17 protein-coding genes are annotated in these 16,967 nt (G+C 35.8%); all 17 read left to right on the top strand.

Translation table 11 applies throughout. The features are described 5' to 3' along the window. Positions 1 to 199 precede the first annotated feature (199 nt). Positions 200 to 856, top strand: coding sequence for a spore cortex-lytic enzyme (gene sleB, locus U473_RS08580; RefSeq protein WP_068725353.1), 657 nt, complete (start codon positions 200 to 202; stop codon positions 854 to 856). Positions 857 to 1,125: 269 nt separating this feature from the next. Continuing rightward, complete coding sequence (locus U473_RS08575; protein ID WP_068725350.1) at positions 1,126 to 1,317, top strand: hypothetical protein; 192 nt, start codon at positions 1,126 to 1,128, stop codon at positions 1,315 to 1,317. A 243-nt stretch (positions 1,318 to 1,560) separates the two neighbouring features. Continuing rightward, entirely contained in the window at positions 1,561 to 2,355 is a 795-nt protein-coding gene (locus tag U473_RS08570; protein WP_068725348.1) for a flagellar motor protein, read from the top strand. Then, a complete protein-coding gene (locus tag U473_RS08565; RefSeq protein WP_068725346.1) occupies positions 2,348 to 3,133 on the top strand; it encodes an OmpA/MotB family protein in 786 nt (261 codons plus the stop codon). The genes U473_RS08570 and U473_RS08565 overlap by 8 nt, the downstream gene beginning before the upstream one ends. A 4-nt stretch (positions 3,134 to 3,137) precedes the next feature. Next, positions 3,138 to 3,986 carry a sulfite exporter TauE/SafE family protein gene (locus U473_RS08560; protein WP_201024217.1) on the top strand — a complete coding sequence of 283 codons (849 nt, stop codon included), beginning with the start codon at positions 3,138 to 3,140 and terminating at the stop codon, positions 3,984 to 3,986. Continuing rightward, a complete protein-coding gene (locus U473_RS08555) occupies positions 3,983 to 4,372 on the top strand; it encodes a DUF1634 domain-containing protein (RefSeq protein ID WP_068725342.1) in 390 nt (129 codons plus the stop codon). Before U473_RS08560 ends, U473_RS08555 begins: the two co-directional genes overlap by 4 nt. 253 nt (positions 4,373 to 4,625) lie before the next feature. Continuing rightward, entirely contained in the window at positions 4,626 to 6,272 is a 1,647-nt protein-coding gene (locus tag U473_RS08550; RefSeq protein ID WP_068725340.1) for a glycerol-3-phosphate dehydrogenase/oxidase, read from the top strand. A gap of 655 nt (positions 6,273 to 6,927) precedes the next feature. Then, positions 6,928 to 7,482: a glycerol-3-phosphate responsive antiterminator gene (locus tag U473_RS08540; protein WP_068725336.1), complete on the top strand. Its 555-nt coding sequence runs from the start codon at positions 6,928 to 6,930 to the stop codon at positions 7,480 to 7,482. Then, positions 7,482 to 8,234 (top strand): glycerophosphodiester phosphodiesterase, encoded by a 753-nt coding sequence (locus U473_RS08535; RefSeq protein WP_235589086.1) that lies wholly within the window; start codon positions 7,482 to 7,484, stop codon positions 8,232 to 8,234. Before U473_RS08540 ends, U473_RS08535 begins: the two co-directional genes overlap by 1 nt. A 4-nt stretch (positions 8,235 to 8,238) precedes the next feature. Further along, positions 8,239 to 8,952, top strand: coding sequence for an MgtC/SapB family protein (locus tag U473_RS08530; protein ID WP_068725333.1), 714 nt, complete (start codon positions 8,239 to 8,241; stop codon positions 8,950 to 8,952). 416 nt (positions 8,953 to 9,368) lie between these two features. After that, positions 9,369 to 11,423, top strand: a complete 2,055-nt coding sequence (locus tag U473_RS08525) for a sigma 54-interacting transcriptional regulator (RefSeq protein ID WP_068725331.1) — start codon at positions 9,369 to 9,371, stop codon at positions 11,421 to 11,423. A 165-nt stretch (positions 11,424 to 11,588) separates the two neighbouring features. Next, a complete protein-coding gene (gene dhaK, locus U473_RS08520) occupies positions 11,589 to 12,584 on the top strand; it encodes a dihydroxyacetone kinase subunit DhaK (RefSeq protein ID WP_068725328.1) in 996 nt (331 codons plus the stop codon). Positions 12,585 to 12,601: 17 nt separating this feature from the next. Further along, entirely contained in the window at positions 12,602 to 13,228 is a 627-nt protein-coding gene (gene dhaL / locus U473_RS08515) for a dihydroxyacetone kinase subunit DhaL (protein ID WP_068727573.1), read from the top strand. Continuing rightward, positions 13,228 to 13,617 carry a dihydroxyacetone kinase phosphoryl donor subunit DhaM gene (gene dhaM, locus U473_RS08510; protein ID WP_068725326.1) on the top strand — a complete coding sequence of 130 codons (390 nt, stop codon included), beginning with the start codon at positions 13,228 to 13,230 and terminating at the stop codon, positions 13,615 to 13,617. The genes dhaL and dhaM overlap by 1 nt, the downstream gene beginning before the upstream one ends. Before the next feature lie 34 nt (positions 13,618 to 13,651). Continuing rightward, complete coding sequence (locus U473_RS08505) at positions 13,652 to 14,197, top strand: glycerol-3-phosphate responsive antiterminator (RefSeq protein ID WP_068725324.1); 546 nt, start codon at positions 13,652 to 13,654, stop codon at positions 14,195 to 14,197. Between the two features lie 259 nt (positions 14,198 to 14,456). Then, the gene (locus U473_RS08500; protein WP_068725322.1) at positions 14,457 to 15,293 is read left to right on the top strand and encodes an MIP/aquaporin family protein; all 837 of its coding nucleotides are present in this window, start codon (positions 14,457 to 14,459) and stop codon (positions 15,291 to 15,293) included. A gap of 19 nt (positions 15,294 to 15,312) precedes the next feature. Next, positions 15,313 to 16,809: a glycerol kinase GlpK gene (gene glpK, locus U473_RS08495; protein WP_068727572.1), complete on the top strand. Its 1,497-nt coding sequence runs from the start codon at positions 15,313 to 15,315 to the stop codon at positions 16,807 to 16,809. Positions 16,810 to 16,967 lie beyond the last annotated feature (158 nt).

Below are 16,967 nucleotides of genomic sequence, written 5' to 3'. Positions count from 1 at the left end.
TGCACACCTTCACGTTTAGAAGTGGGAGACTTCTTTCGGAGGGAAGTTAAAGTAGAAATTCTCAACGTTACCAATAAACTCATATTGAATAAGCGTTAGATATTATGTAAACTAATCGACGAGTCTTCCCTATTACTTAGTGCCTAAAGACCAGAAAAAATGGCCCTAAAGCTTAAGTAAGAAAGGAGAATTTGTAACCATGTTGAAAAAATTACAGAAAATGATGATATCTATCTTTATTTTATCATTAGTCTTTTCAATCATTCCAATAAATGATGAGGCCAATGCCCAGGCACCTACACTTTTAACGTATGGAAGTAGTAATGGGGATGTTTGGGATTTGCAATATCGGTTAAAGCAATTAAATTATTCAATAGATATAGATGGAATCTATGGATATCAAACATTAAATGTGGTTAAAAAGTTTCAAAGCAATTATGGACTGATGATTGATGGAATTGTAGGTCCAATCACTTGGAAAACGCTGAAGAAATATAGTTTGTCACAAGATGAATTTAATCTATTGGCTCGATTGGTATATAGTGAAGCTAGAGGTGAACCCTATGAAGGTCAAGTAGCTGTTGCTGCTGTAGCTTTAAATCGCGTTCATTCAAAGAAATTCCCAAATGATCTTAAATCCGTGATCTTCCAAGATCGTGCCTTTACTGCTGTAGCTGATGGTCAATTTTGGCTCACTCCTAATGAGACAGTTAAATTGGCAGCACTTGATGCAATTAGAGGTTGGGATCCATCAAAAGGTGCGTTATATTACTTTAACCCAGACACTGCAACATCTGCTTGGATATGGTCAAGGCCGCAAATTTTAAAAATAGGGGATCATATTTTTACAAAATAATAAGACTCACATTAATCTCATCCCTTTCTTCCATTTGTCATTTAAGGGTTTGTATATTCCATAAGCTGCGACCTTCAGAAGTGCCCTTCTCTCCGTAATCTTTATTCATAGAAGGGCACGGATGACGGAGCGCGAAGGAATATACAAACCTTTTTTTACTTAAATAAATAGATGTTTAGATTTTGTTATAATACAAAATTTAAATAGGCGTTGACTGTTATATAGTATATTGTTATAATACAGTTAACAAGAAGATTGGGGTGTTTGATATGATGAAGGTAAATGATAAAATCTATCAGATGAAATCTGGAAAACCCTTTGAACTTAGAGATATCGATCGTCTATTTTACGCATGTTGTTATTTAGACAGTAATCAAAGCTTTTTAATGGAAAAGGAAAAATTTGATGTAGCTATTGTAAAAGGAATCATTACAGAACAACGTGCTGCTGTTGGTCTTTAAACTTCAATTTAATCAGTCATCCTCTCCCTAACATTTGTTAGGGTTTTTTTCTTTTATCAAAAACTAAGTCTTTAGGATTAGTTTTCCTTCTTAATAAAGAATGTAAGACTTCTTAATATGGGACCAAGGTATTAACTTCACGGCAACCGTTACTTTTGTAGGAAAATGAGGAAGGAATAATGAAAATAATGTCGAATAAGAGAATCTGAAGTAAATTTATGTTGTTTTAGAGGATGTGACTAGATGGACTTATCGACAATTATTGGACTTATTTTAGGATTTGCAGGACTTATTGGTGGTTTCATATTAGAAGGAGGACATTTTACTTCTCTTCTACAAATAACAGCGTTTATGATTGTTTTTGGCGGAACGTTTGGAGCAGTTATTGTGAGTTTTCCGATGTCACAATTAAAGACTGTTCCAAAATTGTTAAATATAGCATTCACTGAAAGAAAGCTTCATGTTCATGAGTCAATCAGACAATTGGTGGATTTTTCTTCACTCGCTAGACGTGAAGGGATTCTTGCTTTAGAACAGCGTTATGAAGATTTAAAAGGTAATCCTTTTTTAAGTGAAGGATTAATGATGGTCGTTGATGGAGTTGACCCTCAACTGATTAGAGAAATCCTTGAAATTGAAATTTCAAATATAGAAGCTAGACATGAAAAAGGAATTAAAATCTTTGAATCTGCAGGTGGATTTGCGCCTACGATGGGAATCATCGGAACGGTTATGGGGCTTGTCCATGTGTTAGGGAACCTATCGAATCCAGATGAATTAGGCCCCTCTATTGCTGTAGCCTTTATTGCAACCTTGTATGGTGTTGGTAGTGCCAATGTCATTTATCTTCCTATTGCTGCAAAATTAAAAGCAAGAAGTCAGATGGAGGTCTTAATTAAAGAAATTGAAGTAGAGGGGATTTTATCGATTCAGGCAGGTGAAAATCCGCAGATGCTCAAGAAAAAATTATTAGCATTCTTACCACCTGCAGAACGTATAGATAATGAAGAGAATCCAATAGGTGACAACAATGAGTAATCGTCGTAAGAAAAAAGGAGAAGCCCCTGAAAATCACGAACGCTGGCTAATTACATATGCTGATTTAATCACCTTGTTAATGATCTTTTTTGTTGTGATGTATTCAATGAGTAAATTAGAAGTTCAAAAATTCGACCAAATTGCTGCTTCCCTTTCTGATGCATTTTATTATAGTTCCTTTGTAGAAGGGACTGGAAAGAATGGAATTACTGGAACCGGTGATGGGCAACAAAATAAATTAAAGGAAAACATTATTAAAAATTTAGAGGATGAGCATCAAAAGCAACTCGAAAAAGGATTAAAAGACCTACGAAAAAAAGTAGAACAATATATTAAAGCCAATCATTTAGAAGATAGTATTGAAATGATTGAACTCCCACGCGGTATACAAATTTCATTAAAAGAAAAGATTTTCTTTGATTTGGGAAAAGCAGAGATAAAACCTGAAGCTAGGGGAATTTTAGACAGTTTGGCAGCGATGTTTAAAGAAATTCAAAATCCATTAAGTATTGAAGGTCATACCGATAATCTTCCCATTAGACCGGGATCGACTTATAAATCTAATTTTGACTTATCTGCAGCTAGATCTTCATCTGTATTACATTACCTGATAGAAAAACACCAAATTAAGCCTGAAAGGTTAAGGATCGTTGGTTATGGTGAATACCAACCTGTTTATAAAAATGACACACAAGAGCATAGACAAGCGAATCGCAGGGTAAACATAGTAATACTAAGATATGAATATGAGACAAATGAACAACTGGGTATCAATTGAGGAGATGACAGCCTTGGTTATATCTGTATTATTGATTTTTATGGTCTCCATTGTTGCTGGAGTCTTCGGTTCTCTTTTAGGACTAGGTGGTGGGATCATCGTGATTCCAGCACTTACTTTATTGTTTAAAATCCCTATTCATTATGCAATCGGTGCTAGTATTGTTTCTGTGATCGCTACATCAAGTGGGGCAGCTGTCGTCTATGTCAGAGATAAATTAACCAATATTCGTGTTGGAATGTTTTTAGAATTAGCTACTACAACAGGAGCTTTAACAGGAGCATTCATTGCTGGCTTGATTAGGCCTCATATTCTTTATATTTTATTTGGCTTATTGTTATTATTCTCAGCCATCACCATGCTACAAAAAAGGAATCAGGAATTGCCGGTTGGGGGTGTCCCACACCCAATTGCTAATAAATTGGGGCTACATGGAGAATATTATGATAAGGCATTAGAGCAACAAGTAAGGTATAAGGTAACTGGCGTATATGGTGGATTTGGAATGATGTATGTTGCAGGCGTTATTTCTGGCCTATTAGGAATTGGTAGTGGAAGTTTTAAAGTGATGGCGATGGATATGTTTATGAAACTTCCTATGAAAGTCTCAAGTGCAACAAGTAATTTTATGATCGGTGTGACAGCAGCAGCAAGTGCAGGGGTTTACTTGATGAGGGGAGATATAGATCCCAAAATTGCAGGTCCTGTAGCTGTAGGGGTTTTAATCGGTGCAGTATTTGGCACAAAATTGATGCAGAATTTGAGAAGTGTAACAATAAGAAAAATTTTTATTCCTGTCTTAGTTTATGTTGCCATTGAAATGCTTCTTAAAGGTTGGGGGGTTATTTCATGAGTCAAACATTAAGTAGAGAAGAGCAAAAGCAGGATGAAAATATCCGCAAAATGGAAGTTACAATAAGCAAGCTGCTAAGAATAGGGGTCTTCATTAGCGCCATCACCGTTTTTATCGGCTTATTATTATTTGTCATTAGTGGGAACACAGGGTATCCCAATCAATCTTATCCCACTCATACCATTGAAATTTTGAAGGGATTTCTTGAACTAAAACCCTATGCAGTGATATTAACAGGTTTACTTTTGTTAATTCTTACCCCCATATTTAGAGTAGCCATTTCGATTATTGCCTTTATTCAAGAAAAGGATTTTCTTTTTGTTGTGATCACAACGATCGTTTTTGTGATTTTAATCGTTAGTTTATTTTTAGGGAAAGCTGGGTAAGAAATTGAGTCTCTATTCTTGGAAGAAGATCATTTTTCTTGAGCTGTATTTCTTTTTGATATATAATGATGATGATGACAATTAAAATACAGGTCGGAGAATAGGAGAGACCGTAACATCCTTATTAGGTATTCTAGTAGGGTTTGTTGCGGTCTCTTTTTTCTGTATTTGTTGGGCTTTGCAAAAATTTATGGAATGCTTCAAAGAAATTCGTCACTTTTGTGGGTACTCTTAAAAGAAAGGGTGAATTGAAATGGGCTTTTCTAGTATTAATCGAAGCAAATTCTTAAAGCAAATGAGTAAAGAACCACTAGATCTTTTGATTATTGGTGGTGGGATTACAGGTGCAGGAATTGCATTAGATGCTGCATTAAGAGGTATGAAGGTTGGATTAGTCGAAATGCAAGACTTCGCGGCTGGAACCTCTAGTCGTTCAACAAAGCTCGTACACGGAGGGTTAAGATATTTAAAACAATTTGAAGTAGGCGTTGTAGCAGAAGTGGGAAAAGAAAGAGCAATTGTTTATGAAAATGCTCCTCATGTGACCACTCCTGAGTGGATGATCCTTCCCATTTATCAAGGAGGAACCTTTGGCAAATTTTCCACTTCAATTGGATTAAAGGTCTATGATTTTCTTGCTAATGTGAAAAAAGATGAAAGAAGAACAATGCTTAATGTAGAGGAAACCTTAAAAAAAGAACCTCTATTGAAGAAAAATGGACTTAAAGGTAGTGGGGTCTATGTTGAATATCGGACAGATGATGCCAGGTTAACGATAGAAACGATGAAAGAAGCACAGAAACATGGAGCATTAGTTAGTAATTATGCTAAAGTAGAAGAATTGATCTATCGCGACCATAAACTGATTGGTGCACAAGTAAAAGACCTGATTTCTAAACAGGTGTATGAAATTTTTGCTAAAAAAATTGTCAATGCCACTGGCCCCTGGGTTGATCATGTAAGGGAAATGGATGGATCTAAACAAGGCAAACATTTATTATTGACCAAAGGAGTTCATCTTGTCTTTGATCAAAAAAAATTTCCTCTACATCATGCGATTTATTTTGACGTTCCAGATGGGCGAATGGTTTTTGTCATTCCAAGGGAAGGAAAAACTTATTTAGGAACAACAGATACGGTTTACCAAGGAGATATTCAAAACCCAAGAATGACAGAAGAAGATCGGTCTTATCTTTTAGCAGCAGCAAATAACATGTTTCCTGATTTAAAACTAACGGATCGTGATGTCGAATCTAGTTGGGCAGGACTAAGACCACTCATTCATGAGGAAGGAAAATCACCTTCTGAAGTATCAAGAAAAGATGAGATTTTTGTATCTGACACAGGCTTAATTTCCATTGCTGGTGGTAAATTAACCGGTTATCGTAAAATGGCCGAACGGATTGTGGATTTGGTTGCAGAGAAGTTACAGAAAGAAGAGCAAATACGATTCCCTCCATCAAGTACAAAGAATAAAACATTATCTGGAGGAGACGTTGGTGGTTCAAAAGGATTTATCGATTTTATCCAAAGAAAAGTTGCAGAAGGAATGACTTTAGGTTTGTCTAAGGAAGAGGCCACTAACCTTGTAAAAAGGTATGGTTCTAATGTGAATGAAATCTATCGTTATTTTGGTCAGATCAGCGACTCTAAAATTGATTTGCCTAAGTCTGTATACGGGGCATTAGTATATGGGATTGAACAAGAGATGGTTGTGTCTCCGTTAGATTTTTTCCTAAGAAGAACAGGGGCAATTCTTTTCAATCGGGAGTGGGTCATAAACTGGAAAGAATCGGTCATACAGTTCATGGCAGAATATTTAAAATGGACAGAGCGAGAAAAAAAACAGTATAGGAGTGAGCTAGAGACAGAATTGAAATATAGCGTGGAAACTGTTTAGGTTATATTCAAGGGAACTTGGTATAAACCAAGTTCCTAAATTATGTTAGCTTATAGTATCTAGCTGTCAGTGTTATTAAACACTACTGCTTAGGTGTATCCCGTAGGCTAGAATTTCAGAAGGAGTAGATAATTTGTAACCCTGAAGCTCAGAATAATCTAACTTTAGAGGTTCATCGAATGTTTTTGCAGTAAAAGAGTCAAATATAAACATCTGGTTATTGATAAGAACTGTTTGATCACTTTCTTTTGGTTCATCCAGAACCAATTCTACCTCAAGCGTGAAACCTCAGCCAGCAGCCAACTCTGCTTTAATACGTACCCCAATATTGGAAGGTAATTGTAATGCTTCAATTTGCTTTAAAGCTTGATCAGTTATAGAAAAATCCATATTCATTCCTCCATTAAAAAGCAATATGATTATTGTAACATATCACACTTTTTTCACAAAATAATAATTTAATTAATTTTTTTGTGGGAAACGTATTCACATTATCGCTATAGAATGGTATGATTAATTCACCAAACATGTTTTGGTTGAGAGATTATTTGGAGTGCCGTTGGCCATTAGGGCTTGCGGCCATTTTTTTTACTATATACTATATTATATATTATAAGAGAACTGTCCTGATTATTTTTAGAGGGAGTGACCTGTTTTGGATTTTAACGGTCAAAGAATTTTACCAGCAATACGTAATATGAAGGATTTTGAAAAAATACTGAAGAGTGATATAGAGTACTTTATTTTACTTAACAGTCATATTGGGCAGCTAAAAAGTATTTCTGAATATAGCAAAAAAGCAAATAAGAAATTGCTATTGCACATAGATTTAATTCATGGATTAAAAAATGATGAATATGCTACACAATTTGTGATTCAAAACATTCAACCATTTGGCCTAATCTCAACTCGTTCACAAGTGATAACCACTGCCAAAAAGAAGGGGTTACTTGCTATACAACGTCTATTCTTACTGGATTCAACGGCATTAGAAACAAGTTATAAGTTGTTTGAGAAAACCCAACCTGATTTTATTGAAGTATTACCAGGCCTTATTCCACATATGATTAAAGAAGTAAAAGAAACAACTAGAATTCCTGTTCTAGCAGGTGGCCTGATTCGTACAAAGGATGATATAGAAAATGCACTTAATGCTGGTGCTACAGCCGTTACGACTTCAAATTATGAATTATGGGAAGAAAAAATATAGTGGCCGTAAAGATTAAAGATTGGAGGGAAATGAAAATGATTTTTGCCCATCGTGGTGCTTCAGGATATGCACCTGAAAATACAATGGCTGCATTTCGACTTGCTGAAAAAATGAATAGTGATGGTATTGAATTAGATATTCAATTGACAAAAGATGGGGAAGTTATCATTTGTCACGATGAAAAAGTGAACCGCACAACAAATGGAACGGGATATTTAAAAGATTATACGTTGAAGGAATTGCAAAAATTAGATGCAGGATCTTGGTTTTCAAATGAATTTAGAGGAGAGAGAATACCTACTTTAGATGAATTTCTAGCATTTGCTTCAAAAACAAATTTAGTAGTCAATATTGAAATAAAAAATATCCCTTTCTTTTATCAAGGAATTGAAAAGAAAATGCTTGATCTTATCAGCAAATATAAGATGCTTGATCGTGTACTTATTTCTTCATTTGATCATTATACTTTAGCAAAAGTTGCAAAATTAAATCCACAAATAAAATTGGGTGTTCTTTTCTCTACAAGGATAATTGACCCTGTAAATTACGTACGTCATCTACCGTTTAAAGTTTATAGTGTCCATCCTCACGTCTCTTTTGTAGATAAGAAGTATATTCAAGCATTTCATGAGTATGATTATAAAATATATCCATACACTGTAGATAGTTTATCTTTATTTAAGAAATTGACTAGTTATTGTCTTGATGGATGTTTTACTAATTTTCCTGATAAAATGAAGGGTTTGAGGTGATAGGATGACAGAAGTCTGGTCTATTGATTATCTTCATATTCTTCTAAGATTATCCTTAGCAGTACTGTTAGGTGGGGTAATTGGTTTTGAAAGAGAACAGCATAATCATCCTGCTGGTTTCCGTACACATATATTGGTCAGCTTAGGTTCTACCTTGATCATGCTTATTTCGATTTATGGCTTTGAACCTTTTTTACATGAAGAAAATGTAAGATTTGATCCCTCCCGTATTGCAGCTCAAGTGGTTGCTGGAATTGGATTCTTAGGTGCGGGGACGATTTTAAGACATGGTTTTACAGTCACTGGTTTAACTACGGCAGCATCACTTTGGGTAGTTGCAGCTATTGGCTTGGGTATTGGAGCTGGCTTTTATTTTGGGGCAGTAGTCACAACTTTTTTTGTTTTAGTTAGTTTAGCCGTATTAGCAAAATTTGATCAGTTTATTATCCGCAAAAGACATTTAACGCAAATCAGAGTGTGTGTCGTTGATCAACCCGGAAAACTTGGAGAAATTGCAATGAAATTAGGAGAAAGAAAGATTAACGTCAAAAGCGTAAGTATTCATGATGAAGAAAAAGATGAAAATGAAGTAAGCTATGTGACCATCGACTTAACGTTAAGGATGCAAAAACCAAATTCTTTACCATTTGTAGTGGATGATATTAAGCAGATTAAAGGTGTGAAAGAAGTTCAGTATGGGAATAGCCTTGAGTCATAAAAGGGAGAAAGAAATCTAGGGGGATTAGAAGTGTCTTAGTTGGAAGAAGTGTTACGGCTTTTTTTTTAAAGGATTTATAAGAAATGGAAATATGTTATAATAGTAAAAATTGATAAATTGGGTTGGAGAGTAGGAAAAACCATTAAAAACCTAGAATAGAAATTCTAGCGATTTTTTATGGTTTTTTTCTTGTAAAAAAGAAAAACGGTTAATAAGGGGTATGTATGGATGAATGATCAACGAAAAAAGGAATTCAAAGTATTTTTTATTGGACAGTTAAGTCGTTGATTCAGGACTAACGATGGTCAATAAGTGAAGGTCACTATATTAAAATTTTATCAGGCGCCTTCAAATCGCGACCTTTTGGTAAATGTATTCTTTGTTTATATAAGTTTGATAGAAAAGAGGAATGATGAATGGAAGCAATCAGGGAAGTGGAAGTGGTTGTTAACAAGACGAATGGTTTACATGTTCGTTTTGCGGCGTCATTAATCGCCAAATTACAGTCACTAATTCATGATACTCGTATATTGACGAAAATCTATGTAATTCATCGTGAACGAAAAACCCCAATTACCAGCCTTTTAGCCCTTATTTCTTATAAAATCCAAAAAGGGGAAAAAATTATTCTACGCTTTGAAGAAGAAGTTTCCCAAGAAATCATTGAGAAAATTAAAGATTTTATCCAGACACCTGACTATGAAGAATCTCAAGATCATTCGAAAACAGATCAACTATTAATGGAGAATTCCGTCACTGTTGAATCTGTACTATCCAGTTTGCCTAATGGTATTGTGGTTGTAAACAAAGAAAACATCATTACCTATGTCAATGAAGAAGCTGTTAAGCTTTTCGAAATTCCCCTCGATCAGTTATTAAACCATCGGGCAGATCATGTTATACCCCATTCCCGTTTATATCATGTTATGCAAACAGGAATAGCTGAAATTGCCAAAAAACAAGTATTAAATAATCGTGTGATCTTAACGAATCGTTCTCCTGTTATCTGGGATGGGAAAATAGTAGGGGCTGTTGCACTCTTTCATGACATATCTACGATTGAAGAATTAAGTAAAGAGTTAAATGAAGTGAAAAAAATAAAAGAACAACTTGATTTAGTCCTCCATTCTGTAGAAGATGCCATAGCATTATCTGATCAAAATGGTGATTTTTTATATACAAATCCAGTGATGGAGATTCTTTTAAAAGAGCTAGATAAAACTCATTCTATCTTTCAAGTTTTAAATAAAAAAGTTTGGCGAAAAGTGGTAGATTACCATCGTCCATTTGTTGAAGTGGTTCATTTAGAAAATCATCACGCATATATTGCTAAATTGCATCCAATATTAGTGGATGGTTGTTTTTGTGGAACCGTATTAACGTTAAGCCCCTTAAATGAAATCAAGACATTGCTTCAACAGCTTGAAATTGCTGAAGAACGAACAAGGTACTTAGAACAAGAACTATCGAAGCACGAACGATTTAATGGTGCTTTTGCTCAAATTATTGGATATAGTGATGAACTGATGGACACTTTATCGATTGCAAATAAAGTGGCCAAAACCGATTCTACTATACTAATTACAGGAGAGAGTGGTACAGGAAAAGAATTGGTGGCTAGGGCGATTCATGAAGCCAGTGATCGTAACGGGAAACCGTTTATACGGGTCAATTGTGCAGCAATTCCTGCCCACTTAATCGAAAGTGAATTATTCGGCCACGAAAAGGGAGCTTTTACAGGTGCTTTTCAATTGCGAAGAGGAAAATTTGAATTGGCTCATACCGGAACAATTCTATTAGATGAAATTGGAGATTTAAGTTTAGAGCTTCAATCCAAAATTTTAAGAGTTTTGCAAGAGAAGGAAATTGAACGAGTGGGTGGGCAACAAGTCATACATTTAGACGTTAGAGTGATTGCGGCTACCCATCGCGATCTTTTTAAGATGGTGAAGACAGGGGAATTTCGGGAGGATTTGTTTTATCGTTTAAACGTGATTCCTATCCATCTTCCTCCATTAAGACAACGGAAATCAGATATTCCCTTATTAGTCGATTCCTTTCGAAAACAATTGAATAAAAGCTTGGGAAAAAATATCAAGGGATATGAGAAAGGATTTATGGAAGCACTCATACAATATGATTGGCCGGGTAATATTAGAGAACTACAGAATATTGTAGAACGAACGATGAGTTTAAGTGAGGGAGAATATCTACTCGTCAAAGACCTACCAAAATATCTTATTTCTTCTCAGCTCTTAGAAGATGCTCCTTCTATTATATCAAATGAATGGAAGAAAGAAGGAAAAGTAAAAACAATGGAAGAATATGAGAGAGAAATTTTTCAATATGCCATTCAATATTATCCCAGTTTTAATAGTGTCGCTAAAGCATTAGGATTAACACATAAAACAGTAGCCAGTAAAGTAAGAAAATATGGTATAGAGGACTATCTTGGTAAAAAATATCAATAAGATTGATACTTTTTCCCAAATTAAATTTTTTTCTTATAATCTGATTCCGAAAAAAAAGGGAAATCATGAAATTGATTAAATTATTAATTGGCATGTAAATTGCAATAGCAATACAATGAAGTAGTAGAACAAGCTCAAGTCTCAAAAATAGGGAGGTATGTATTCATGAAAAAGATTATCAATGATCCGGAACAAGTGGTAAGAGATATGATCGATGGTATGGTGATGGCTCACCCGAAAAAATTAAGAAATATACCAGATACTACAGTCATTGTTAGGGCCGATTCCCCTGTTCAAGGTAAAGTTGCTTTAGTTAGCGGTGGGGGAAGTGGACATGAACCTTCCCATGCGGGATATGTGGGGAAAGGAATGCTAGATGGAGCTGTAGCTGGAGAGGTTTTCACCTCACCAACACCTGACCAAGTATTAGAAGCGATTAAGGCGGCCAATTCGGGTCAAGGCGTTCTGCTCATTATCAAAAATTACACTGGCGATATTATGAATTTTGAGATGGCTGCAGAATTAGCAGAAGCTGAAGGAATTCGAGTAGAAAAAGTAGTAGTCAATGATGACGTTGCAGTTGAAAATAGTACGTATACCACAGGTCGCCGCGGAATAGCAGGAACGGTTTTTGTTCACAAAATTACCGGTGCAGCCGCTGAGAAAGGTCTATCTTTAGACGAAGTAAAAGAAGTGGCTCTTAAAGTTATTGCTAATGTCCGCAGTATGGGAATGGCATTAACTCCAGCAACAATTCCTGCAGCTGGAAAGCCTGGTTTTGAAATAGGTGAGAATGAAATGGAAATTGGCATGGGGATTCATGGAGAACCAGGAACACAAAGAACAACTATTGAAACTGCTAACAAAATTGCAGAAACTTTAGTAGAACGAATTTTAGAAGATATGAAGCTAGTTGTTGGCGAAAAAGTTGCCGTTATGATCAACGGGTTAGGTGCCACTCCTTTAATGGAGTTGTATATTTTAAATAAAAAAGTCAACGAAATATTACAATCAAATCAAATTGATGTCCATAATACATTTGTAGGCGAATATATGACCTCCTTAGAAATGGCTGGAGTATCCGTCACCTTATTAAAATTAGATGATCAATTAATTGAATTATTAGAAGCAGGAGCAGATACGGTCGCTTGGAAAAAATAAAGACAGGAGTGTTATCCGTGATTCACATAGAGCAAATCATTCGGTGGATAAATAGAGCCAGCGAAAAAATTCAAACACAAAAGGAATATTTAACCCAACTCGATCAGGAAATTGGAGACGGTGATCATGGCATTAATTTGTCACGAGGTTTTCAAGAAGTTACGAAGAAAATAACCTTAAAGAATTATCAAGAGATCGGTAGTTTATTTCAAGATATTTCGATGGTTTTAATTTCTAAAGTAGGTGGGGCTTCCGGACCTTTGTATGGAACCGCTTTTATGAAGGCGGCGAGCATTTGTAAAGGAAAAGAAGAATTAACAATGGACGACTTTGCTAATCTTTTGGAAGAAGCAGTTAACGGTTTAAAATTAAGGGGCAAAGCACAAGTAGGTGATAAGACCATGCTTGATGTTTGGGAACCTATAGCCCGTTTTGTAAGAGAACAAGGTGAAACCTTAGATTGGCAGCAGCTTATGGAAACAAGTAAAAAATACATGGAAAACACCAAACATTTACAGGCGAATAAAGGACGTGCTGCTTATTTAGGCCCAAGATCAATCGGACATTTAGATCCAGGGGCAGTTTCCTCTCATTTTCTTTTTGAAAGCTTATGTTTGACCATGCTAGAAAGTGGGGACGAATAATGAATTATGTAGGAATCGTTTTGGTTTCCCATAGCTCAGAGCTTGTCTCTGGATTAAAAAAACTTTTAATTCAAGTAGCCCCCCAAGTTCCTATAGCCGTTGCAGGGGGAACTAACGAAAATGAAATTGGGACCAGTGCTGAAAAAATTAAAGAGGCAATTGAGTCGGTATATTCTGCTAAAGGCGTCGCTGTTTTTGTTGATTTAGGCAGTGCTTTAATGAATACCGAATTGGCTTTAGAATGGCTAGAAGGATTTGACAATATTAAAATAGTGGATGCACCAATCGTTGAAGGTGCATATGCAGGTGCAGTAGCTTCAGGAATGGGATGTACGTTAGAAAGTGTTCTTTATGATGCTTCCGAAGCAAAAAATTTAGTTAAAATTTAATCGTTTAGAAACAGAATCTTAGGAGAATGTGAGATTGAATTTTAATGGGCAAAAAATTATACCTGCGGTTCGTAGCATGAAGGATTTTGAAACAGTTTTAAAAAGTGATTTTGAATATTTTATCTTGCTTAACAGTCATATTGGGCAGCTAAAAAACATTTCAGAATATAGCAAAAAAGTGAACAAGAGTTTACTTACTCACGTAGATTTGATACACGGTTTTAAAAACAATGAATATGCAATTCAGTTTATCATACAGGATGTTCAGCCAGCTGGCTTAATTTCAACTCGTTCCCAAGTGATTACAACAACTAAGAAAAAAGGTTTGTTAGCTATACAACGCTTGTTTTTACTTGATTCTACAGCTTTGGAAACAAGTTATAAGTTATTTGAAAAAACACAACCTGATTTTATTGAAGTGTTACCAGGCCTTATACCGCATATGATCAAGGAGGTAAAAGAAGTAACAGGAATTCCCATTCTTGCTGGAGGTTTAATTCGTAAACAACAAGATATTGAGAATGCTTTAAATGCAGGAGCCACAGCTGTCACGACTTCAAATAATGATCTATGGAATTAAAAGATAAAATTTTTAAAGTCTTAATAATTTTTGTTGATATCGCTTTCATTTTGTGTTACAATATAGACACAAAGTTAATAGCTAATGAGGAGACTTTGGAGACCCATTATGAAAGCCTTTTATAAAAGGTTTATTTCGTAATGGGTCTCATTTTATTTTGTTTGTATGGGGGGAGAACTAAAAGGTATACCTAAAGAATTTTAAGAGTACGGATTACATCTAATCTAATAAATGTTTTATGTTAAAGGGGGAAAATGGAATGATACCATTTTTAGGAGAATTAATTGGAACGATGTTAATTATTATTTTTGGTGGTGGAGTAGTTGCTGGTTATGTACTTAAAAAGACAAAGACATTTGGTTCTGATTGGATTGGAATAACAGTTGGCTGGGGATTTGGTGTTACAATAGGTGTATATGCAGCAGGTAATATTAGTGGTGCGCATCTAAATCCTGCTGTTACTATTGGATTGGCTATGACTGGGGATTTCCCCTGGGAAAAGGTACCTAGTTATATATTAGCGCAATTAATAGGGGCTTTTATCGGTGCTATTATCGTGTGGGTCCATTATTTACCACATTGGAAAGAGACTGATGATCAAGCTGCTAAACTGGCTGTTTTTTCCACTGGTCCAGCTATACGTAATTATGCAGCGAATTTAATAAGTGAAATTATGGGGACTTTTGTATTATTGTTTGGACTATCTGTTATTGGTGCGAATAAATTTTCAGAGGGTCTGAACCCATTTATAGTTGGATTTTTTATTGTTGCAATAGGACTTTCGTTAGGGGGAACAACTGGTTATGCTATTAATCCAGCTCGTGACCTTGGTCCAAGAATTGCTCACTTCCTATTACCTATAGCAGGAAAGGGTTCTTCAGATTGGTCTTATTCTTGGATTCCTGTCGTGGGTCCAATTCTTGGAGGAGGACTTGGTGCGTTAACTTATAAAGCACTATTTATGGGAAAAATTGTTTCGTCTTTGTATGCCTTTATAATTATTACATTGATAGTTATTATCGTTGCTGTTATGCAAGATAGAAAGCAGGCAAGTTTACAAAATTCTACTGTAACTAACAAAAATATAACCGCTTAAAAAGGAGGAATTCAAGATGATAGAAAAGTACATTTTATCCATTGACCAAGGAACTACCAGTTCTAGAGCCATTCTATTTAATAAAAATGGGGAAATTGTGGCAATGACACAAAAAGAGTTTTCCCAATATTATCCACAACCTGGTTGGGTTGAACATAACGCCAATGAAATTTGGGGATCCGTTTTAGCTGTTTTAGGAGAATTATTTGGAAATTATAATGTAGAACCAAGTCAAATTGAAGGAATTGGGATTACCAACCAACGTGAAACGACTGTGGTATGGGACAAGAATTCTGGCATTCCTGTTTACAATGCAATTGTATGGCAAAGCCGCCAAACAGCTAATATTTGTGACGATCTAAAAGCAAAAGGTTATGAGCAAATGGTGCGTGAGAAAACTGGATTAGTAATTGATGCATATTTCTCAGGTACCAAAGTCAAATGGATTTTGGATCACGTAGAAGGGGCTAGAGAAAAGGCTGAAAAAGGTGAATTGTTATTTGGTACAATCGATACATGGCTCATTTGGAAGTTAACGGGTGGAAAAGCCCACGTTACGGACTATACAAACGCTTCAAGAACCATGCTATTTAATATCCATACTCTGGAATGGGATGACGAGTTATTACAGATGTTAGATATTCCAAAATCTATGTTGCCAGAAGTAAGACCATCTTCTGAGATCTACGGAATGACTGTTCCATATCATTTCTTTGGTGAAGAAGTACCGATTGCCGGTGCAGCGGGAGACCAACAGGCCGCATTATTTGGTCAAGCATGTTTTGAAGCAGGAATGGCAAAGAATACTTATGGAACTGGTTGCTTTATGTTAATGAATACAGGTGCAAAAGCTGTTCCATCGAAACATGGTCTATTAACCACCATTGCATGGGGGGTTGATGGAAAAGTTGAATATGCTTTAGAAGGTAGTATCTTCGTAGCAGGTGCTGCTGTTCAGTGGTTACGTGATGGATTACGCGTAGTAGACAATGCACCACAATCAGAAGAACTCGCAACAAAAGTTGACTCAACTGACGGTGTGTATGTTGTTCCTGCATTTACTGGTTTAGGAGCTCCTTATTGGGATATGGATGCACGTGGAGCTATCTTTGGTTTAACACGTGGAACAACTCGTGAACATTTGGTACGTGCCACTTTAGAATCACTAGCATATCAAACAAAAGATGTACTTTCTGCTATGGAAGCGGATTCCGGCATAACATTAAACACTTTACGTGTTGATGGAGGGGCAGTGAAAAATAATTTCCTTATGCAATTCCAATCTGATATATTAAACGTTCCGGTTGAACGCCCTGTAGTGAATGAAACAACCGCTTTAGGCGCAGCATATCTTGCAGGTTTAGCGACAGGTTTCTGGAAGGATAAAGAAGAGATTGCAAAGAAATGGGCAATTGATAAGACATTTGAACCTGTTTTAGGTGAAGAAAAGCGCGAAGAATTGTATTCTGGCTGGAAACGTGCAGTAAACAGCACCATGCATTGGAGTAAGAATTAATTTAAAGGGTGGTTGATCTCCACCCTTCTTATGTTTTTTAGATTACTACTTTAACCCTGAATGAAAGCGTGTTATAATTTATATCCTGACTTTTGCAGCAAAATCAAAGAAAAAACAGCCTTGAACCCGCATGAATGTTGGTTTCTTGGCTGTTTTTA

The organism is Tepidibacillus decaturensis (assembly GCF_001561915.1).
In the GTDB taxonomy this organism is placed as follows: domain Bacteria; phylum Bacillota; class Bacilli; order Tepidibacillales; family Tepidibacillaceae; genus Tepidibacillus_B; species Tepidibacillus_B infernus.
Note: the sequence above shows the minus strand (reverse complement) of the source record. Positions and strands in the feature narration are given on the sequence as shown.